Below are 21,226 nucleotides of genomic sequence, written 5' to 3' on the forward strand. Positions count from 1 at the left end.
TCGCCGCGATCAGCCCTCGCCGATCTCGGCCATCGCTTCTTCCGGAATGTTGAAATTGGCCGAGACGTCCTGCACGTCGTCGTGATCGTCCAGCCGTTCCATCAGCTTCAACACCTTGCGCGCCCCTTCCGCGTCCAGGTCGACCGTCGATTTCGGCAGCCGCGAAATCTGGCTCATCTCGGGCACGATCTTTTGCGCCGCAAACGCATCGCTCACAGCCTGAAAAGACGACGGATCACAAGTCACTTCGAAGTTGTTCTCCACGCGGCGCACGTCGTCGGCGCCTGCCTCGAGCGCCAGCTCCATCAAGGCGTCCTCTTCGATCTTCGCCGCGGAAATGGCGAACAACCCCTTGCGATCGAACATCCAGGCCACACAGCCCGACTCGCCGAGCTTTCCTTCGGCCAGCTCGAAGATCTTGCGAACTTCGCCGGCCGTGCGGTTGCGATTATCGGTCAAGATCTCGCACAGCACGGCGACGCCGTTGGGGCCGTAGCCTTCGTACAGAATCTCTTCCAGGTTACCGCCGTCCAACTCGCCCGTGCCGCGCTTGATGGCGCGCTGAATATTGTCCTTCGGCATGCTGATCGCTTTGGCGGCGTCAATCGCGTATCGCAGCCGCAGGTTCATGACGGGATCGCCGCCACCTGCCCTCGCGGCCACGATGATGGCCTTGGACATCTTGCTCCACACCTTGCCACGCTTGGCGTCGATCAGCGATTTCTTGTGGGCGATATTCGCCCAATGGGAATGGCCTGCCATAAGAATCCTTGCGATGTTCTTGCGAAGAGACCGCCGGCAGCACGCCCGCGGCCTGTGTTTTCGTTTACGGCTGCGGCGCGGCGGCGCCGGCAGCGGATTTTTCCAGTTTGTGCTTCGTCTGCGCGGCCTTTTCGGCATCCTGGTCGCGCTCGAACTGCGTGACGGCGCGCTGCCACGCCGTGCGCGCCGCGTCGAGTTGGCCCGCCTTTTCACAGGCGTCCCCCAGATGATCCAGGATCACGCCGTCCGGATCGTCCCCACCGGCCGCGACCGCCTTTTCAAGCTCCACGACCGCCTCGGGGAATTTCCCCATCTGAAAATAGGCCCAGCCCAGGCTATCGCGATAAGCCTGGTTGTCGGGATCAGCTTCGACCGCCTGCTCGATCATTCGCGCCGCGCGGTCGAGATTCTTGTTTTGCTCGACCCACAAGTAACCCAGGTCGTTCATTGCGCCAATGTTCTCGGGATATTCGTCCAGCACTTGCTCGAGCAATTCCTCGGCCTGCTGCCGATCATCGCGCGTCGCGCATAAGTTCGACAACACCAGCCGCGCATCGCGCAACAGCGTGCGCAATTCCTCGGATTCGTATTGCGTGTCGAACCGCTGCACGAAGTCGCGATACGCCTGCTCGGCCTCGACGTTCCGTTTGGCGTGGTATAGCACCCAGGCCAACCGCGAATACATCCGCGGCGGAGCGTCAGGCATCGCGATCGCCGTCCGCGCCACGGCCAGTGCTTCGTCGGTCTTGCCCGCCATTTCCAACGCGCCCGTCAGGTAATGGTGAAATACCGAATTCCCCGCGGGCAGCACTTGCTCGTCAATGGCCCGTTGAAAGATCGCGGCAGCTTCGGCATATTGCTCGGCCAGAATCAGTCCCACGCCCCACGCCTCGAACAAGCTGGCCGCATCCTCGCGCTTGACCTTTAGCGCCAAGTTGAAGAACTCTTTCGCTGCAGCGAAATCGTGCGCTTCGAGCGTCACGAGCGCGAGCGCCATGCGGTCCCCGTAATCGAGTCCGTCCGGATCGCTCTGGTATTCACTGCGTGCAATCTCGGTCAGCTTCTCGACGGTCTGTTTATCTTTCGCGATTTCCTTGGCCTGCTCATCGAGCATGTCGAGCGCATCCCGATCCGCAGCTGCGTCTCCCAACACCTTGACCAGGTCGTGCCAACGTTGGGCCTGCCGATACACATTGATCATCCCCAGATAGGCGTCCTCGTTGGAATGCCCTTTCAGCAATTCCTTATAGATCGCCTCGGCCTTGTCGTTTTGCTTGGCCGTGATCGCGGCCGCCGCCAGCGTTTGCCGCACGTCGGTATTCTTCGGCTCGGCCGCAGCGATCACTTCCAGTTGCGGAATGATCTTGTCTGCTTGTCCCGTGGCGGTCAGCAGCCGCGGCAGCATCTTGTACGGCGCCATGCCGGCGCTCGTGCCGTGCTCGTCGAAATATTTTTGCAACTGCTCGAGCGCCTGTTGCGGTTCCTTCTTGGCTTCGGCCACGCGCGCCAAGTGATAAGCGTGGAGCGCTTTGCTTGGTCGCAGGGCTTCCAAGCGCTCGTAAGCCACGGCGGCATCGTCCGGCCGATCGGCGGCCAGAAACGCCTCGGCCATCAATTCCAGCGATCGCGCACCCTCGGCCCCCACGAATGATTTTCGCTGGCTTTCGGTCAGCCCGAAATTCTCCGGCTTCTCGATCGCCGGCAGCACGATGGCAAACGCCTCGGCCGCCTCTTTCGCGTGATCCGTGACGAAGCACAAACGTCCCAGCTCCATCGACAGCAAAATATAGGCAGGGCTCGGCGGATTGCTGGGCAATTGCGAGCGGGCTTGCTCGTAGAGCTTCATTGCTTGCTGGAATCGGCCGGCCTCGGCCAAGTGCAGGCCGAGCTGCCGCAACAAGAGCGGATCCGAAGGGTCGATCTCCGCGGCCTTTAACGCATAACGCACGGCCTCGTTCGGCCGATCGAGATTAAACGCCAGCGGCACGATCTCGCGAATGATCGGTAACGCATCCGGGTCGCAACGCAGCGCCCGTTGATACAGCCGCAAGGCCTCGCCCAGGTGCTCTTTCTGTTCCTCGATCCGCCCGGCGCCGAACAGGCTGAGCGCGTCGAGATGCGTCTGCTCCTCGGGCGTGCGTGGCTTGGCTTCCTCGATCGAGGCGGGCACATCCTCGAGATCGTCACCCCGCGCGGATTGAATCACTGTCGCACCGCCCAACAGCGTCACGGTCGCCAGGGCGAAACTGCGGAGAGCGTGGTTCGAGCGTGGCACGACTGAATTCCTCGACGCCCCCATTGAAGGCGTGAAAACTGAGAGTCCGGATCGACGCGGCGGTCAGATGAAAAGCGATGACGAGAGAGTGCAGAAGCATCGTCAATCGCTTATGCCAATTCTACCACTGCCGGCCGAATCCTGCCACGAAGGCTGGCACTGCATGACACACGAAAGGGCGCGATCCAAAACGACTCGAGCAGTGTGCTGGCGCTCAGTCGCAGCAACGGCATCGAGGCGATCTTGCGCCCCGAAACGGCTCATCGCCACGCGTCCTTGACGACCACTACCGCGGCTTGCGCTTCGCCAGCTTCACTGGCTCGGGCTTCTTCTTGACGCCCGGCTTGACCTTGGGTGAGGCGGCGGCAGCGGCGGCCTTGACCGGCTTCTTCTTGGGCTCTTCCTTGTCCTTCTTCTTCTCGACCACCAGAGGAGCCTTCTTGGCGGCGCCAGGCGCGGCCTTAGCTAGTGCCGGAGGTGGCTCGGGCTTCTTCTGCCCGCGCTTGGGCAAGCGGTCTTTTGCCTCGGACGAAACTTCCAGCAGTATCTTGTGTACGTTCGGCGAATAGGGGCCGACCACTAGCTCGGCCCCCAACTGGTGCAACAGCGAACCGAACTCAGCTCCCTTGGTCTTGGGGATCGCACGTTCCAGGCCTGTGACCTCGCTCGACTTTACTTCTGCTTCCGTCGCGGCGCCGACAATGAACAGCACGTCGAGCGCTCCCCGATCGAGCGGAATGGCATGCCCCCCGAGCGCCGCTTGCGTGACATGCGCCACGGTGAACGAGCTGGTGCCGGTGAACTTCTTCAGCCGCTGCACGGCCTGCCCCAGATTCTGCTTCTTCATCGCTTCAAGGTCGAACGCATAGGTCGCCTCGAACGCGCTTTGCAGCGTCTGCTTCAAACGCGTGGCCGCGGCCAGCGGATCGGGCAGAATGCGCATGACCTCGGCCAGTTCTTTGGCTGTACTCACGCGGACCTCGTTCCAATCGAAGAACGACGTCGAGACCGCCGCATAGGCTTCCTCGGCCGCCTCGTAGCGCGCGTTTTCCAGGCAGCAGGCAAACAGCAATTGCTCGAGCGCCCCGCGCTCCGCCGGATAGATCGGCTTGAAATGCTTGCGGAGTACCTTGTGAAGCTTGCCCAATAGGCTGGCACGATTGGTATTCGCCATACGATCTGACTTTGTTGTTCGGTGGCTCAGGCCGTCCGCATGATTGCGCGACTAACGTGCCACGGTCCCGCTGCTGCTCAATGAAATAGCGCGTCGGAAAAAGGTTCCGCGACGCATCCTGGAAGGTCGGCCATCCTGCCGCACGATCGATTAACCCGCGTCATCGCTCTCGTCGGCATCGCCGTCGTCGGTATCAAGTTTGTCGGTATCAAGCTCGTCAGCATCGACGTCGTCGTCCTCTGAATCAGGCTGCTCGACCGGGCTTTTATCCGGCAGAACCCGCTCCAGAATCTGAGCCATTTCGATCGACTTCTTGACCCCTAAGTCTAGTACAAACTCAAGCCGGGGAGTGTACCGCGTCTCGATCCGACTGGCCAGCTTGGCTTGTAGGAAGCCGGCGGCGCTGCGCAGCCCTTGCAGGCTGAGCCGTTGCTTCGTTTCGTTCCCCCGGACCGACACGTGGACCTTGGCCTGACGCATGTCGGGGGCCACTTCGACGTACGTAACCGTTACATCCTGCACGCGCGGATCATTTAGATCCGCCAGGATTGCCATGCTGACCACTTCGCGAATGGCCTGCGCCGCTTTTTGTGTTCGCCGGGAGCTCATCAGGGTTTCCTTTCGCCGCCACTGATCCGAATAGCTCGAAGCGGCACCAGGTCATTCAACGCTCGTCGCGATGAAGGATCCCGTGGCCGCCTGGGCCTACAGTGTGCGAGCGACCTCCTCGATGCGATACGCTTCGAGAATATCCCCTTCTTTCAGGTCGTTGAACCCCGCTAGCTTCATGCCGCATTCGTACCCTTCGCGAACCTCGCGGGCGTCGTCCTTCTCGCGCTTCAGCGAGTCGAGGCCGTAGTCGCCGATCACGCGGCTGTCGCGAACCACTCGCACGCGGCAATTTCGCTCGACACTGCCTGCCAACACGCGACAGCCGGCAATCGTCCCCACCCGGCTGATCGTGTAGGTACGCTGCACGAGCGCGCGTCCCAGGTCGACTTCGCGCTTCTCGGGCTCGAGCAACCCCTCGAGCGCCTTCCTCAGATCGTCGGTCACCTGGTAAATGATGTCGTAACGGCGAATCTGTACGCCCTTTTGCTCGGCCAGCGAGCGGGCGCCTTCGTCCGGCACTACGTTAAACCCGATGATGATCGCGTCCGAAGCGTCGGCCAGGTGGACGTCCGCTTCGGTGACACCGCCCACGGTCGCCTGCAGGATTTTGATCTGCACCTCGGGATGTTCGAGCTTGGTCAGCTCCTTGCGAATGGCTTCGATCGAGCCACGCACATCGGCCCGCAAAATCAGGTTCAACGTCTGCGACGATTCACCATCCAAACGGTCAAACAGAGTTTCGAGCGTTACGTGCGCCGTGATGCCACCCAACGACATTTGCCGTGTGACGATGGCGCGCTGCTCGGCGATCTCGCGGGCTTGCGCGATCTCGCTGAGAACGACGAAGTGATCGCCGGCCCCCGGAGCAACACTCAGGCCCGTGACGTTCACCGGCATCGACGGCCGCGCTTCGGCATGCGTCTGGCGCGGGCGGAGCGTGTCGTACATTGCCTTCACGCGGCCGTAGGCCGGACCGCACACGACGACGTCTCCCACTTTCAACGTGCCGTTCTGTACGATGAGCTTGGCGACGACGCCGCGCCCTTCGTGCAATTCCGCTTCGAGGCACGTCCCCTCGGCCGGCCGATGAGGATTCGCCTTGTAGTCGTGCAGCTCGGCAATCGTGAGCAGCGTTTCCAACAACTCGTCAATCCCCGCGCCTGTGATGGCGCTGCACTTCACCAATTCGGTGTCGCCGCCCCATTCGGTGGGCTGCAGCCCGGCGGTAACTAATTGCGTATAAATCCGGTCGTAGTTGATGCCTGGCAAATCGGTCTTGTTCAGCGCCACCACGATCGGTACCCCCGCGGCGCGGGCGTGGCTGATCGCTTCCTCGGTTTGCGGCATGACACCGTCGTCGGCCGCCACGACCAACACGGCAATATCCGTGACGTTGGCGCCACGCGCCCGCATCTCGGTGAACGCTTCGTGACCCGGCGTATCGACGAACGAAATCGTGCGACCGTCCTTCTCGACGGAATACGCGCGAATGTGCTGCGTGATACCGCCGCTCTCGCCACTGACGACGTCGATGCCGATGATCCGATCCAACAGCGATGTCTTGCCGTGGTCGACGTGACCCAGGAAGGTCACGATCGGAGCGCGCGGCTCGAGTTGTGCCGGATCGTCCTCGCGATTGCCGATCTCGCCCAGCAATTGCTCTTCGAGCGTCACGGCGTTCTTCAATTCGACTTCCACGCCGAATTCCATCGCCAACAACTGCACGCGCTCGGCGTCCAGCTCGGCATTGATCGCATTGGTCGACAGGCTGGTGCCTAACGTCAGCAGCCTGCCGAGAACCTTTTGCACCGGTACGCCGATCGCCTCGGAGAAGCTGCGCACCGTGGCAGGCAATTGCACGGCAACGCTTCCCTTGCGGGGCGCGGCCGTATTGGTGCCGGAACGCTTTTGCTTCGGTCGCGAGCGACGAAATCGACCCGACGATGCCTCGTCTTCGCCACCGCTTGACGGGCGGAAGCGGGTCGGGGCCGTGGAACGCTTGCGATTGAGCTGCCGCTGCTCGCGGCCTCCCAAGGCTGCCGCGAATTCGCCATCCTTCGCGGGCGCCTTGACCCCTTTACTACGGTTGCGATCGCGCGACGAAGCGTCGCCCGGCGGCGCCGCTGGGGGCTGCGGACCACGCCCGGGCTCGGGCTTGCCTTTGACGACGTCCGCCTTGCGCTTGGCCTCGTGCTTGCGCAGGTGTTCCTGCAGCGGTTTTGGTCCCGCCCGGCTGGCGCGAATGGCATCGGCCGGCAACTTCAGGTCGGGCTTCTGCGGCGCAGGCTCGACAGGGCCCGTCGGCTGCGGCTGAGTGACCGTCGGCATCGGCGCGACGCGAATCGAAGGGGCCACCTTCGGACGATCACCGTCCGGCGGACGTCGCCGCGGCTCGCTCGGCGTCTCGGGCCTCTGGCCCAGGACGGGCGGCCTGCCAGCGCCGGCGGGAGAAACATAATCCTCGCGGCGGAAGGCGGGGGGCTCAGCCGTGGTCGTGGGAGCCTTAGCGGCCGGAGCGACCGGGGCAGGTCGGACGGGCGCTGCGGGAGCAGCCGTCCTCGCCCCAGACGAATTGCTGAGGAACGACCGCACCGTCGCGGTCTCTTCGTCCGTCAGACTGGCTAGCGCGGACCCCTTCCCAGTGACGCCCGCCTTTTGACAGAGCTCCACCAGTATCTTGCTATCAATGTTCAGTTCTTTCGCGAGTGCGTAGATCCGTAGCGCCAAGTCTAACTCTCCCTCTGCTGCCTGCCTCGCGGGTCACATCCCGCGATCGCCGGGCAGCTCGTTTGTCTTTACGAATTCATGGACGTTTTCCTTTCGTACACAAACTCCTCCGTGGCAAGTTGACAGGCACATGCCGGCGCCCATCATTCCGCGATCCGCATGCGCGAAGCGCACACGCCGCGAGTCTCCTTACCGACGAGTCGGGCCTTTAACCCTCGGGCGGAAGTTCGCCCGCCGGTTCGGCCACCACGTCAGAAGCGTCTGTTTCCGCCCCCTCGGCGGCCTCATCGGGAACCGCGGCAACCGAAGAGTCTTCCCCTTCGGCGGCGGGTGTCTCTCCGGATTCGGCGGCGGCCGCTGCGTTCGCGGCATCCAACCGTTCTTGGCTCCGCTGTCGGCGACGTTCGTCGGCCGCGGCTTGCTCTGCCTCTTCGGCCTTGGCCTCGGCCTGCTCGATGATGCGGTCCACCTGCTCGGCAGGCAGCCCCCCCATCTCGACCAAAGCGTCCGGTTCGATTACCGAAAGATCATCGTAAGACAAAAAGCCCTCGCCGACTAGCTTCTCACTGAGGTTTTCGTCCACACCCTCAAGCGCGCTAAATCCGCCTACCGCACGCTCGATTTGCTCGTCCAGCTCCTCGCGGGTCATGATCTCGATGTCCCAGCCGCACAGCTTGCTAGCCAGCCGCACGTTCTGGCCGCGGCGGCCGATCGCCAGCGAAAGCTGATCCTCGCGCACCAGTACGATCGCCCGACCCAGCATCGGGCACAGAATCACTTCGTCCGCCTCGGCCGGCTGCAGGGCATTGGGGATCAACACCTGCATATCGTCGCTCCAGCGAACGATATCGATCCGCTCGCCCGCCAGTTCGTCGACGATATTCTTGATGCGATTGCCGCGCACGCCGACGCAAGCACCGACGCAATCCACGCGCGCATCGGTACTGCTGACGGCCACCTTGCTGCGATAGCCGGGCTCGCGCGCCATGGCGCGAACCTCGATCACACTGTCGGCGATCTCGGGAATCTCTTGCTCGAACAGTCGTTCGACCAGCGCCGGCCGGGTACGGCTCAGAATCACCTTCACGCGGCTGCCGTGCTTGCGCACTTCGCAGACCGTGGCCCGCACGCGCTCGTTCGCGTGATGTGTTTCGCCGGGAATCTGTTCGCTGCGCGGCAGAATGGCTTCGCAATTGGGGAGCGATACCGTCGCGGCGCCACCTTCGTAGCGCTGCACGACGCCGGTGACCAATTGCCCTTTCTGCTCGTCGTATTCGTCGTAGAGCGCGTCGCGCTCGGCCTCGCGAACCTTCTGGATGATGACCTGCTTGGCATTCTGAGCGCCAATGCGTCCCACCGTCTCGGTCTCTTCCTTGTCGAGCGCCACACCGTCGCGCGAGCCCGTGATCGAGCCGTCTTGACGGTTGATGTTGATGACGATGACTTCTTCCTCGTCGCCGTGCTTGCGTTTCAGCGCCGACGCGAAGGCGGCCTCGATGGCCTGGAAGACGATTTCCTTGTCGATATTCTTATCGCGATGGATCGAGTCGATCAGCCGCAGAAGTTCGTTCGAGTTCATGGTCAGCCGTCCCCGCACCCGTGGTGCTTTTGTTTCGAGTTGTCGAATTGTCCGAATTGTCCCTGATCCCTCAGCACCGGCACCGCTCGTATCCTTTGTCGAGCTGCTTCCGGTTACGCGTTGCTTGTCGTCACACCTCCCTCACTCGTCGAGATGCCCGGTCCGGCCCGCAGGGCCACGTGACCAGCATTCTTCAAGGTTACTATTCTACGCCTGACGCCTCGGCAGGATCGCGCCCGTCATGGCGCTGCAAGCGCGCCACGACATGACGATATCCAAACCTTATTTCGCGTTTTCCTGTCGATCGCATGACGGTCACCCTGGACCATACCGATGACCGACCTCATCCGGGCTTCGGTCGACTCGCTCGAAATCTTTCTCAGTCAACCACTTAAGCCACGGGTGTAGTCCGGTAAACCTAGCCCCTGACCGAATTAGTGTCAAGGTTCTACGCGGCCGGCGGCGGGCAAGCAATTTCTGCGATCGCGACCCCGTGTCCGTTCGAGCTGGCGCAACCCGCGCAGCCGTTGGTAATGCCCGGCATCTGAGAAGAACGCACTGCGGAACCAGTCGCGCAGCTAGATGCCGCGGAAAGAGATAGACCGACGCCCTTGCCGCACTCTTTCAAGCGCAGCGGCGAACAACCAGGCAGGCGGCCTGCCCTTGGGGCGTGACGCTCAGTTTCACGAAGGAATCGCCGGGCGAGGCGTCACTCGCTGTGACCGCATTCACCGGGCATTCCGGATCCGGCGTCTCGTAGTTCAGAATCGGAAACAACTGATTGTTCGCCAACGCCAGGGTCGAAGCGGCCAGCTCGACCATCGCGCTGCCAGCACCCAGGTTTCCAAAGTAGCTCTTGGCCGCCGTGACCGGCACACTGGCCGCGCTCGGCCCGAACACCTCGTGGAGTGCGGCCGCTTCCTCAGCGTCGCAACTACGCGTTCCCAGGCCATGACTGCTGACGTGACCAATCGCAGTCGGTTCGATCTTGGCATCCTGCAGCGCGGACTTCAGGGCATTGCGTAACGCCTGGCCCCGATGAGCCACGCGGTTACGATCGACCACCGACGACGACCCGGCCCCCACCACTTCAGCGTAAATCCGCGCGCCGCGGGCTTTGGCCGACTCGTATTCCTCGAGAATGATCGCGCCGGAACCTTCGCCCAGCACCATCCCCGAGCGATTCAAGTCGAACGGCCGGCTGGCCCGTTCGGGCGTTTGGCCGTTGGGGGCGATTTCCTCCTGCATCACGGCGTGCAACGCCTTCATCGGATGGACCCGCGTCCCGGTGGCGCCGGCCAGCATGCAGTCGGCATGGCCGCGCTGAATGACGCGCAGCGCTTCGCCGACGGCCAAATTCGCGGCCGACTCGCGCAAGGTCAAGGAATTGTTCGGCCCGCGAAAATCGTTGTAGATCGCTATATGGCTGGCCGGCATGTTGGGCAGATATTTCAACAGCCACAGCGGCGACAGCTTCGGCATGCCGGTGCCGGCCCATTGCGAGAAGTCGAAATCCCGATGCTCGGGCGCGCACGCCCGCATCGCTGCGATGAATTCGTCCGGGACCGTCAGCATGTAGTCCGAGCCGAATACGACGCCGACGCGTTCCGGGTCGTAAGAGCCGGCCGCGATCTGGGCGTTGTGCAACGCGCGCTGGGCGGCCGCGACTCCCATTTGCGATTCGCGGCACATCACCTTCAGGCCTTTGCGGATCGACTTCTTCAGTTCCCCTTCCAGGGGCCCAAAGTCGTCGATATGCCCGGTGAAGCAGTGGGCGACCCCGGCAAAATCGCGGGCCAGCCCTGCATGGCCGTTCGATACCGCGGCAATACCGCTCCGCCGTCCCTGCAGAGCATCCCACAGGGTTTCGGTCGTGTTCCCCAGAGGGCTGATAATGCCCAAGCCCGTTATGACGACGCGACGCACGGCAGGTCCCCGCTGAAATGGATCTTTGCCCACCCCAAAACTTGGCATTTTATCGGTACAGCTTGCCACCGTCGAGCCGGAATGCTGGCCGGTTGTCCGTCCATTTTCGACAAGTATCGCGAAAAATGACTATTAGCGGCTGATGCTATAGGTAACGCGTGCAGCTGGAAATTCAGTTGTCAGTTCCCGGTAATATGGCAATTCGTCGCTATCGCTCCCGTCAAGGCTGAAGCACATTTGAGCTGGCGGATCCTCACCGAGCCATCGCCGCCAGAAAGGAACCTGCACATATGGCGGCGCTGCTCCAGGCAGTTGTACCCACTCGCTAAGCGTCCTGATCTCGACATGATTCTCGCGGCTGACTGCGATGAGATCTTGGCGGCGCTTCACGCCGCTCATTTCCCGCGCAACAAGTGCAGCCAGTGCTACAACAAGAAACATCGTCCCTAGTCCGAATTGAAACCAGCGGCGACTGAATCGCGAGGTAGGGGACATGGTGTGGTTATTAACGCTACGAATTAGTCGATTGTTTAGTAGCGGCCGTGATACGTGCGCGTATCACGCTGCGTCGTGATGACCGGCACGGGCACCGGGGCCGTATCCCCGGCCTTTCCCTTGCTCTCGACCAGCACCAGCAGGTCCGCTCGGGCTCCGGGGCTCGACCAGGGCATCGGCACCTTCAGCGGACTTGGGTCGTTCGGCACCGGTGTCGCCACGACCCCTAGTCCCACAAGCAGAATCTGATTCGTCGGCCAGCGGAAGCGCTCGTGCAGCCGGCAATGCGTGATTTGCGGCACCTCGACCTTCACCCGCTGGTGCGGCGCCACCTGGCTGGGCACATCCATCATCACCGGGACCAGCTTTTCCAACTGGTCGATATGGCATTTGATCACCGCGTCGATCGTTTGCCCGTCCAGCGACAATAGCGGGCTCAATTCCAGCGAGAATCCTTCGTCGAATTGCCCCATTTCCGCTTCGTAGGCGGGCCACGCATTCGGGTGCAACGTCAGGTCGCGCGTGTACGTTTTGGGACGCGTGGCCGCGACCGTGGTCGCCTGGCCATTACTCACGAGCAGTTGCGGCGAGCTATGTTCGCGGAAATCGCTGCGCTTGCGCAGCTCGGCCAACAGCAGCGAAGCATCCTCTTTTTCCACCAGCCACGCCTGAATGCCCTGCGTCTGCACGGCCACGGAGCGCAACATCGGCTTGGCCTTCACACGCCAATCGGGATGACCGATCGTGATAACCCGCACACTGAAGGCGCTCGTCTCGGCCTCGGTATTCACAAAGCGATCGACGACGTCGGCCACCTTGGCCTGCATCTCGGGCGTGTGATAGACGCGCAGCGAGCGTCGGTTGGCGCTCAAAAACGCGAATGGCTCGGAATGCCAGGTCTCGTAACCGGTATCGCGCAGAATCCAATCCACGATCGCCTGCTCGGGACGGTTCGTCGATGTCACGTGCACCGCGTAGGGGCTGATGTCGTATTCGCGCCACACCTGGCCGGCGTCGTTGGGCAATCCGCCCGCCCCTTCGGTCACGCGCGCGATCGATTGCCGTGGTGCGCCTTGCATGGCCGCCTGAGGCGAAGTGGAATTCAGCGGCGCGATGCCGTCATCGGATTCACCGCTGGCCTGCCGAATCTCCTTCGACGGAATCGGCTTCGCCGAAGGGGGCGCCGCGGCAACGCGATTGCGCGGCGTGCGCCATTTGCCGGCCGAACGGTCTTGCGCCGCAGGCGCAGTCGTGGCTTGCGCCCGCGCCAAGGTCGGCACGACGACAGCAAACGCTAGCGCGAGTAGAAAACTTCTGGCCAACATCGTGACGGCCTCCATGTCGAGTCCGGTTGCGCCGGCCCGGCGCGCGGAAATCCCTGGAAATGCGGCGGGAGTATAGGAGGTCGCCACAGGCGGAACAAGATCGATAAGCCGCCGGCGGTGGGATGCATTGCATGCACCGCGAAGCGCTAAGCGACGATCACGGTGCTCTTAAGATGCACCTACGAGCCGCTTAATGCTGGCCGTTACGCATGTGCCCCACGATCACTGACGCATTATGCCCGCCAAAGCCGAAGCTGTTGCTCATGGCAGTCACCACCTTCCGCTCGCGCGGCTGGTTGGGCGTGTAATCCAGATCGCACAGCGGGTCGGGATTGTGATAGTTGATCGTCGGCGGAATTATGTTGTGCCGCAGCGCCAGCACCGAAAGCACCAGCTCCACGCCGCCGCTCGCGCCCAGCAAATGCCCGAGCTGGCTCTTCGTGCTCGAGATGCTCAGGTCGCGGGCGTGTTCCTTGAACACCGTTTTCATGGCGGCCGTCTCGGCCTGATCTCCCAGCGGTGTGCTGGTACCGTGAGCATTGATGTACGTGACATCCGACAGCGGCACGCGGCCATCGGCCAGCGCATAGCTCATTGCCTTCGCGGCGCCGGTGCCATGTTCGTCGGGATGCGTAATGTGTCCGGCGTCAGCGCTCAGGCCGTAGCCGAGCACCTCGGCGTAAATCCGGGCGCCGCGGGCTTTGGCGTGCTCGATCTCCTCGAGAACCAACAAGCCGGCCCCTTCGCTGAGCACAAATCCGTCCCGTTCGCGATCGAACGGCCGGCTGGCCCCTGTCGGATTGTCGTTCATCTCGGACAGGGCCCGCATATTCGCAAAGCCGCTGATCCCCATCGGCGTCAGAGCCGCCTCGGTGCCGCCGGTCACCATCACATCGGCGTCGCCGTACTGGATGGCCTTATACGAATCGCCGATCGCGTTGGTCGCGCTCGCGCAGGCCGTGGCTACCGCGGCGCTGGGGCCGCGCAATTGGAACTCGATCGAGATTTGCCCGCAGGCCGCGTTCACCATCAATTTGGGAATGGTGAAGGCAGACACCTTGTCCGGCCCCTTTTCCAAGAGCCGGGCGTGCTGCGTCTCGATCTCGTTCAGTCCGCCGATACCGGTCCCCAAGATCACGCCGCAACGAAACGGGTCCTCTTTCGAGAAATCGAGACCCGAGTCGCGCACGGCGTCGATGCCGGCGACCATGGCGAATTGCGTAAAGCGGTCAAGCCGCTTCGCATCCTTAGCTGATATGTAACCGTCCGTGGTCCAGTTCTGGACTTCGCCGCCGAATTTGACTTTGTATTGAGTCGTGTCGAACGAAGTTAGCGGATGAATCCCGCTTTCGCCCTGACAAATCCGTTGCCAGAGGTCGTCGACTCGGCAGCTTAGGGAAGTGACTGCTCCAAGGCCGGTTACGACTACGCGTCGTTTCATTTATGTCCGTTGGACTGCGACTTTTCGATGTACTCGATCGCCTGACCCACTGTTTGAATTTTTTCCGCAGCATCGTCCGGGATGTTGATATCGAACTCTTCCTCGAGTTCCATAACCAATTCCACGGTATCCAGACTGTCCGCACCAAGATCGTTCACGAACGAAGTCTCGGGCGTAACTTGCTCTTTGCTGACGCCGAGCTGTTCGGCCACGATGTCGATCACACGCTCTTTAACTGAGGCCACTTTACTGGTCCTCCTTGCAGTTGCTTATGGAATATCCGCGCTTGGTTTTGCGAAATTTGGGGGGGCGGCGGTTGCTATCGGTCAGGCCGCCCCTGTGAGTGAGCGACGCTTGGGCAAACTCGAAGCCCCAGCAAATTAAAGGGTTTCCGGAAAGAAGGTCAAGATATACCGACTTTTTCGTAGCCTGTCCATATCTACCAGCACCCCCAGGCGGCGCGTCCTGTTAGGTATTCGCACGCCTGAGCCCGTCCGCTCGACTTTCGCATTAGAGTCCGCCTTTCGAGCATTCGTCACATCTACGGCAAACGCACGCCAGATCGTCGGAAGCAATACGCCTGTCGGACTTTGCGAGGCAAGATCACGTCCGATTCACAAAAATCTCTCCGCACCGACGATCGGGGCGTAACGCGTTCCCTCTCGCTCGCCGTCAGGCGGTCAATCCGCCGTCGATTGTGATCACTTGCCCCGTAATGTAGGCCGCGGCACTGCTGCACAGGTACAGTACGGCCCCCACGACTTCCTCGGGCTGTCCGAGCCTGCGCACCGGCACCCGGCTGACGACTTCCTCCAGCACTTTTTCGCCCAGCTTCTCGGTCATTTCGGTCTCGATAAAGCCGGGAGCGATCGCGTTGACCGTCACCTTGCGCGTCGCTAGCTCGCGGGCCACGGAACGCGTCATGCCGATCAACCCCGCCTTCGACGCCGAGTAGTTCGACTGCCCCGGGTTCCCCATCAAGCCGGACACGCTGGCAATGTTCACGATCCGGCCATAGCGGGCCTGCATCATCGGCCGGGTCACGGCACGGGTGAACAAGAACGGTCCGCGCAAATTCGTGCCGATCACTTCGTCCCATTGCTCGTCCTGCATGCGCGGGATGAGCGTGTCGCGGGTGATGCCGGCGTTGTTGATCAGGATCTGCAGCTTTTCCCACTTCTCGAGCACGGCGTCGATCGTCTTCTGCACGCTTTCGCTCTGCGCGACATCGCAGGAAAACGCTTCGGCGGTGCCGCCCGCGGCTACGATCTCGTCGACTGTGCCGCGTAGCTTCTCGGCATTGCGCGCGACACACGCCACGCGTGCGCCGGCCCGCGCCAGGCCGATCGCGATGGCACGTCCCAATCCTTGCGAGGCCCCCGTAACGAGCGCCGTCTGACCGTGCAAATCGACCGAAAGTTTCGCTTCAATGCTGTCCGCCACGCACGCACTCCTTTTTTAATTCGGGCAACCGGCAGCCTGTTAGTCCATCACACTCTGGCAAGAAATCTTGCGATCAATTCGCCGCAGTAAGCCGCGCAACACCCGTCCCGGGCCGACCTCGTAAAACTGGTCGAATCCCTGGCCAAGCAAGTATCGCAGCGAATCCTCCCACCGCACCGGGTTCACCACCTGCTTGACGAGCAGGGCGCGAATCTCTTCTGGGTTGGCATGCGTCACGGCGTCGACATTCGAGACGACCGGAATCTTCGGGTCGTGCATCTTGGCCTTGGCCAATCCGGCCGAGAGCCGCGCCACAGCCGGCTCCATGATCTTGGTGTGAAAGGCCCCCGCCACGGCCAGCGGAACCGCCTTCATCGCGCCCGATTTCTCGGCCAGTTCGGCCGCCCGTTCGCAGGCAGCGTTACTTCCCGAAATGACGATATTGCCTGGGCAGAGCAAGTTCGCGATTTCCAAAACGTCACCGCCGCGAGCCTGATCGACGACCGTCTGCACCTGCACGCGTTCCATGCCGAGGATGCTGACCATGCCGCTGGCCACCGCGTCCGCGGCATCCTGCATCGCCGCGCCGCGCAATTGGACAAGCCTTAGCCCGTCCTCGAAATCCAGCACGCCGGCGAACGTCAAAGCCGTGTACTCGCCCAGGCTCAAACCGGCCGCGGCCTCGCACGACAGCACGACGTCGGGCGATTCGGTCCGCAGGGCTTCGAGCGCCGCCAGGCTCGTGACGAAGAGCGCCGGCTGGCTGTAGACCGTGGAATCGAGCTCTTCGGCCGGCCCTTCGAAGCAGAGCTTGGCCAGGTCGAAGCCGAGCACTGCATTAGCGCGATCGTACAACTGACGCACGGCCGGCAGCTTCTCAGCGAGCGCCGCCCCCATGCCGACGTGCTGCGCACCCTGACCAGGAAACAAGAAGGCGATCTTCGACACCCGTGGTGTTCCTTCTACGATTGTGGAGAGGGGCAAATCACCGCGTGCCATGCGCTCCGCGAAAGCGCACCGGCAAAAAAAGCCACTAGCAATAAGCACGCGTAGTTTAACAACCTGCCGCGCAAGCGCAAGACCAGCTCACGGCCTAAGGGGTGCAGCCGTCCAATTGTGGTGCAAGTCCCGTTTGTGGTTCAGGCGTCCCGCCTGCAGACCGACATTCCGCGAGCAGGCGGGCGAGACGCCCGCCCCCCACTAATGCGAACGCCCTTTGCCCAGCGCAGGCGCGCAGTCCCGCACCGAAGTTCAATCTTTGGAGAAGGCCGCAGAATCCCTGCCCGCCCGACGTCTATTCGCCAGGCCGACGGCTATTCAGCCGGCTCGACCATGACGCGGCCCATGTAATAGCCGCAATTCGGGCAGATCACGTGCGACGGCAGGGCCGTGCTGCACTGCGGGCAGTAATGCAATTGCGGCGGCGTCTTGAAGTCGTGCGCCCGGCGGCTACGAGTCTTCATATTCGATTGACGGCGTTTTGGTACGGCCATGGTCGCGATTCCTCAGGTCCCCGCGACGACGCGCCAGGGCACCAACAAAGCCTGCTCGAACTCTCGGAAACGACTCACTTTAGGGGGCGATGCCGAGGCTGTCAATCGGTCAAAACACCCCCCGCCGTCCCCCAAAATCCTCAGTGACGCCCGTCTGTAGCCGGGCTCTGCGAGCCCGGAGCGGCACCAAACGACTCACTCAGGCTCACAAGGCCTGCTACAGAAATCACGCAGCTCACGCCACGGCTACACCAGCCGCGCCACCCAGAACCCGGCCATCATCACGCACAGGCCGAAGTGCAACAGTAGCAGCACCATGATGGCCATGCCCGGGTAGCTGAACGGCTCGTTACGGCGCATCCAGACGCGCCAGTAGATTAACAGCCCCTCGACGATGATCGCCGCCACCAGGGCACGATTCCCTCCGGGCGCGGCCCAGGCCAACAGCGCCGCCAGCGCCATCACGCCCAGCAATTCGCGAATGCTGATCTGAAACTTCCCACCACTCCGCTCGCGGCGATAGGCGATGAAGTAGGCCACGATCAGCGACAGGAACGCGGCGCTACAAAGCCGCACCGCCCACAAGACGAACTGCGAGTTGGCGCCCAGCAGCTCGAGCATCGGCGAACATGCGCCGGCAACCAGAAAGCACGCACCCGCGATCAGAAATTTCGTTCGCGTGACCATGCGCTGCCCTCGCGCCACAATCAGCAAGCACTACCCCACGTTCGCCGCCAACTGATCATGGATCGTCTGCCTCGCTTTTTCCAGCGCCGCGGGCAATTTCGCCGGATCTTTGCCGCCGGCCTGCGCCATGTCGGGGCGCCCGCCGCCACTGCCGCCGACGATCTCGGCCACGGCCTTAACCCACTGGCCGGCATGAACGCCCTTTTGCTCCAGGTCGCGGCTGATGCCGGCGATCAACAGGACTTTTCCTTCTTCGTGACTGGCCAGCAAGACCGCCGTCGGCGGCCCCTTGCGGCGCAGCACGTCGATCAACTGACGCAATGCCGCCGGATCGCCGCCGGGCACCTCGGCCACGATCACTTTCGTGCCCGAGACGTCCTCGGCCTCGGCCAGCAGCTTGTCGGGCGAGATCTCTTCACCTGCCGGGCCGCGCGCCGGCTGCTTCTTCAATTCGCGCACTTCCTTCGCGAGCGCCGCGACGCGGGCCGCCACTTCACTGACCGGTATCTTCAAGGTCGCGGCCACTTCGGCCAGCACGGCCTCTTCATTCTGTACACGTTCGATCGCCGCGGGCCCGGTGACGGCCGTGATGCGCCGTGTGCCGGCCGCCACGCTCTCTTCGCTTACGATCTTGAACAAGCCGGCCTGTCCGGTGTTGGTCAGATGCGTGCCGCCGCACAATTCCTTGCTGAAATTCCCCATCGAGACGACCCGCACGACGTCCGGATATTTCTCGCCGAAGAGCATCATCGCCCCCAGCTTTCGCGCATCGGCAATCGGCATCGATGTCCACTCCACCGGCGACGCCGAAATGACGCGGGCGTTCACCTCGGACTCGATCGTACGCAGCTCTTCGCGCGATAGCGGCTTCGGGTTCGTGAAGTCGAACCGCAGCCAGTCCCGGTCGACCTTCGATCCCTGCTGTTGGGCGTGTTGCCCCAGGTGCGTACGCAGCGCGTAATGCAGCATGTGCGTGGCCGAGTGCGCCCGCACGATCCCCGCGCGACGCTCGGCATCGACGCGTGCCGTGAGGGTCGCCCCCTGTTTCAAGATGCCAGACCGCAAATGGCCGACGTGCAGGATGAATCCCCCTTCGCGCAGCGTGCTCGTAACTTCGAATCGCACACCATCGGCCACCAGGTTGCCGGTATCGCCGACTTGCCCACCGCTTTCGCCATAGAACGGCGTCTTGTCGAGCACCACCACGACGGGCTGCGAGTGTCCGACTTCGTCGATGTAGTCGCACAACTTGTCCTGAGCGATCAGCCCCACGACGCGCGCCGTCGATTCGAGCGTTTCGTAGCCCAGAAATTCACTGCCGTGCATCGCCTTCTTGAGTGCGTCGAGCGGGCTGGACTGGAACAGCTCGACCTTTTGCCCGCCGCCTGATTCGACGCCGTGTCGTTCCATCGCCGCGCGATAGCCGGACCAATCGAACGTGAAATTTCGCTCGGCCGCCAGCGTCTCGAACAACTCCGGCGGGAAACCGTGCGTCGTGTACATGTCGGCCGCTTCATCGCCCGAGACCATCACCCGGCCGGTGCGCCCCATCTCGCGGAAGACGCGATCGATTCGGTCCAGTCCGCCGTCGATTGTCGAGAAGAAGTTCGCTTCCTCCTTCGAGATCACCTGCGCGACACGCGACACGGTCTCGGCCAGCTCGGGGTACGGCCCGCGCATCAGCTCGACCACCTTCGGCACCAACTGGTGCAGGAACGGCGCGTGCAAACCGATCTGATGCCCGTCGAGCACCGCGCGGCGCAGCAGGCGCTTAACGACGTATTTCTCTTTATTCGGCCCGGGATAGACGTTCTCGTGGATCGCGAAGGTGCAAGCCCGCACGTGATCGGCGATCCGCCGCAACCGCCGGCCATGCTCGCTGGCCGGGTCGTACTTCACGCCGCACACCTCGCCGGCCGCCTCGACCAGCGGGCGCAAGGTATCGATGTGATAATTCGTTTCGACCCCCTGCATCACGGCCGCGGCGCGCTCGAGCCCCATGCCGGTGTCGATGTTCTTGCTCGGCAGCGGCCGCAAGTTGTCGGGCGGATTGCCGACGCGATTGAACTGCGTGAACACCAGGTTCCAGATTTCGACGGAGCCGCCGTTCGAGTGGAAGAAAATCTCGCTGCACGGCCCGCACACGCCATCCGGCCCTTGGCTGGGGGCGCCGGCCGGCCAGAAGTTGTCGTCCTCGCCGAAGCGCTCGATCCTGTTCGAGGGCAGCTTGATCTCGTCAGTCCAGATCTTGGCGGCCTCGTCATCGTCGACGTAGACAGATACGCTGAGCTGCCCGCCCGGCAGGCCAAGCCATTTCTTGCTGGTCAGGAATTCCCAAGCCCAGTGGATCGCTTCGCGCTTGAAATAATCGCCGAAGCTGAAGTTGCCTAGCATCTCGAAGAACGTGTGGTGGTAGGCCGTCCGCCCCACATTATCGATGTCCCCCGTGCGGAGGCACTTCTGGCAGGTCGTGGCGCGGGTGAAGTCCAGCTTGCACTTGCCCAGGAAGTGATCCTTGAACTGGTTCATGCCGGCCGGCGTGAACAACACCGACGGATCCCAGGTGGGGACCAGCACGTCGCTGGGGCGGCGGACGCACCCCTTGGACTCGAAGAAGGTTAAATATTTTTCGCGTAATTCGTCCGTCTTCATCGGATTTCGCGCTCGGCGGCCACGGGATTTATCAGAAACCGGCCATCATAGCGGGGCCCGCCAAACGCGACCAGCGGAGCCGGGCAGTGTGCCAACTGGTGAATTGTCTGTACGCGGGTCGCGCATCAACGTTGGGATAGCGCCTATGGCCTTTGTTCAGCAGATTCCGTCGTGCTTCCAGGTTTTGGTTCCAACCACGACTCGTCAGGCCAGTGTCGCTTTTCACCAAATGACCGCGCTTCTTCGGGGCTCAGTAGCCCTTTGCGCACGTATAGCCGTTTCAGGCCGAGGTATGTTAAGAAACCCGCGAAAATAGCGACAACGAAACTCGTGCAAACCGCCACCACATCGAGCGCTGCGGGCCACGCGGCCGCACCAGCTAGGAAGTCCCGAAGCGTCACGCATCCAAATAACGACAGCACAGTTACAGCGATCGACAGCAGCGAACTCAACCACGTCAAGAAAACCAGACGCCATTTCATGCGCTTGCCGCGCATGTATTCGGGCTGGGTCAGCCTAAAACTCCGATGGCGCTGCATCTTCACGGAATCGTGTCCTGTACTCGTCCGAGTGGTCCGCTAGCGATCGCGAGCCACGAGATAGAGGACCAGAAAGGCGCGCGTCGGGTTCGGTGC

17 protein-coding genes are annotated in these 21,226 nt (G+C 62.4%); all 17 read right to left on the bottom strand.

All coding sequences use genetic code 11. The features are described from left to right. Positions 1-9: 9 nt before the first annotated feature. Positions 10-762: a YebC/PmpR family DNA-binding transcriptional regulator gene (locus VGN12_02595; GenBank protein HEY4308317.1), complete on the bottom strand. Its 753-nt coding sequence runs from the start codon at positions 760-762 to the stop codon at positions 10-12. A gap of 64 nt (positions 763-826) precedes the next feature. Next, a complete protein-coding gene (locus tag VGN12_02600; GenBank protein HEY4308318.1) occupies positions 827-3,037 on the bottom strand; it encodes a tetratricopeptide repeat protein in 2,211 nt (736 codons plus the stop codon). Between the two features lie 286 nt (positions 3,038-3,323). Then, positions 3,324-4,211, bottom strand: a complete 888-nt coding sequence (locus tag VGN12_02605; protein HEY4308319.1) for a hypothetical protein — start codon at positions 4,209-4,211, stop codon at positions 3,324-3,326. A 150-nt stretch (positions 4,212-4,361) separates the two neighbouring features. Next, positions 4,362-4,820: a 30S ribosome-binding factor RbfA gene (gene rbfA, locus VGN12_02610; GenBank protein ID HEY4308320.1), complete on the bottom strand. Its 459-nt coding sequence runs from the start codon at positions 4,818-4,820 to the stop codon at positions 4,362-4,364. Positions 4,821-4,916: 96 nt separating this feature from the next. Continuing rightward, positions 4,917-7,550, bottom strand: coding sequence for a translation initiation factor IF-2 (infB, locus tag VGN12_02615; GenBank protein HEY4308321.1), 2,634 nt, complete (start codon positions 7,548-7,550; stop codon positions 4,917-4,919). Between the two features lie 208 nt (positions 7,551-7,758). Then, a complete protein-coding gene (gene nusA, locus VGN12_02620; GenBank protein ID HEY4308322.1) occupies positions 7,759-9,129 on the bottom strand; it encodes a transcription termination factor NusA in 1,371 nt (456 codons plus the stop codon). Between the two features lie 624 nt (positions 9,130-9,753). After that, positions 9,754-11,055 (bottom strand): beta-ketoacyl-[acyl-carrier-protein] synthase family protein, encoded by a 1,302-nt coding sequence (locus tag VGN12_02625; protein ID HEY4308323.1) that lies wholly within the window; start codon positions 11,053-11,055, stop codon positions 9,754-9,756. A 132-nt stretch (positions 11,056-11,187) separates the two neighbouring features. Next, positions 11,188-11,496, bottom strand: coding sequence for a hypothetical protein (locus VGN12_02630; protein HEY4308324.1), 309 nt, complete (start codon positions 11,494-11,496; stop codon positions 11,188-11,190). 89 nt (positions 11,497-11,585) lie between these two features. Then, complete coding sequence (locus tag VGN12_02635) at positions 11,586-12,875, bottom strand: hypothetical protein (GenBank protein HEY4308325.1); 1,290 nt, start codon at positions 12,873-12,875, stop codon at positions 11,586-11,588. Positions 12,876-13,065: 190 nt separating this feature from the next. Further along, positions 13,066-14,316: a beta-ketoacyl-ACP synthase II gene (gene fabF / locus VGN12_02640; protein HEY4308326.1), complete on the bottom strand. Its 1,251-nt coding sequence runs from the start codon at positions 14,314-14,316 to the stop codon at positions 13,066-13,068. Beyond that, positions 14,313-14,561 (bottom strand): acyl carrier protein, encoded by a 249-nt coding sequence (locus VGN12_02645; protein ID HEY4308327.1) that lies wholly within the window; start codon positions 14,559-14,561, stop codon positions 14,313-14,315. Before VGN12_02645 ends, fabF begins: the two co-directional genes overlap by 4 nt. 427 nt (positions 14,562-14,988) lie before the next feature. After that, entirely contained in the window at positions 14,989-15,759 is a 771-nt protein-coding gene (gene fabG, locus VGN12_02650) for a 3-oxoacyl-[acyl-carrier-protein] reductase (GenBank protein HEY4308328.1), read from the bottom strand. A 39-nt stretch (positions 15,760-15,798) separates the two neighbouring features. Next, positions 15,799-16,707 (bottom strand): ACP S-malonyltransferase, encoded by a 909-nt coding sequence (fabD, locus tag VGN12_02655; protein ID HEY4308329.1) that lies wholly within the window; start codon positions 16,705-16,707, stop codon positions 15,799-15,801. 365 nt (positions 16,708-17,072) lie between these two features. Then, entirely contained in the window at positions 17,073-17,252 is a 180-nt protein-coding gene (gene rpmF / locus VGN12_02660) for a 50S ribosomal protein L32 (GenBank protein ID HEY4308330.1), read from the bottom strand. Positions 17,253-17,498: 246 nt separating this feature from the next. Further along, positions 17,499-17,939 (bottom strand): hypothetical protein, encoded by a 441-nt coding sequence (locus VGN12_02665; GenBank protein ID HEY4308331.1) that lies wholly within the window; start codon positions 17,937-17,939, stop codon positions 17,499-17,501. Positions 17,940-17,969: 30 nt separating this feature from the next. Continuing rightward, positions 17,970-20,591, bottom strand: a complete 2,622-nt coding sequence (gene alaS, locus VGN12_02670) for an alanine--tRNA ligase (GenBank protein ID HEY4308332.1) — start codon at positions 20,589-20,591, stop codon at positions 17,970-17,972. Positions 20,592-20,734: 143 nt separating this feature from the next. Then, positions 20,735-21,136, bottom strand: a complete 402-nt coding sequence (locus tag VGN12_02675; GenBank protein ID HEY4308333.1) for a hypothetical protein — start codon at positions 21,134-21,136, stop codon at positions 20,735-20,737. Positions 21,137-21,226: the final 90 nt, after the last annotated feature.

The sequence above is a fragment of the Pirellulales bacterium genome (assembly GCA_036499395.1).
Classification (GTDB): domain Bacteria; phylum Planctomycetota; class Planctomycetia; order Pirellulales; family JACPPG01; genus JACPPG01.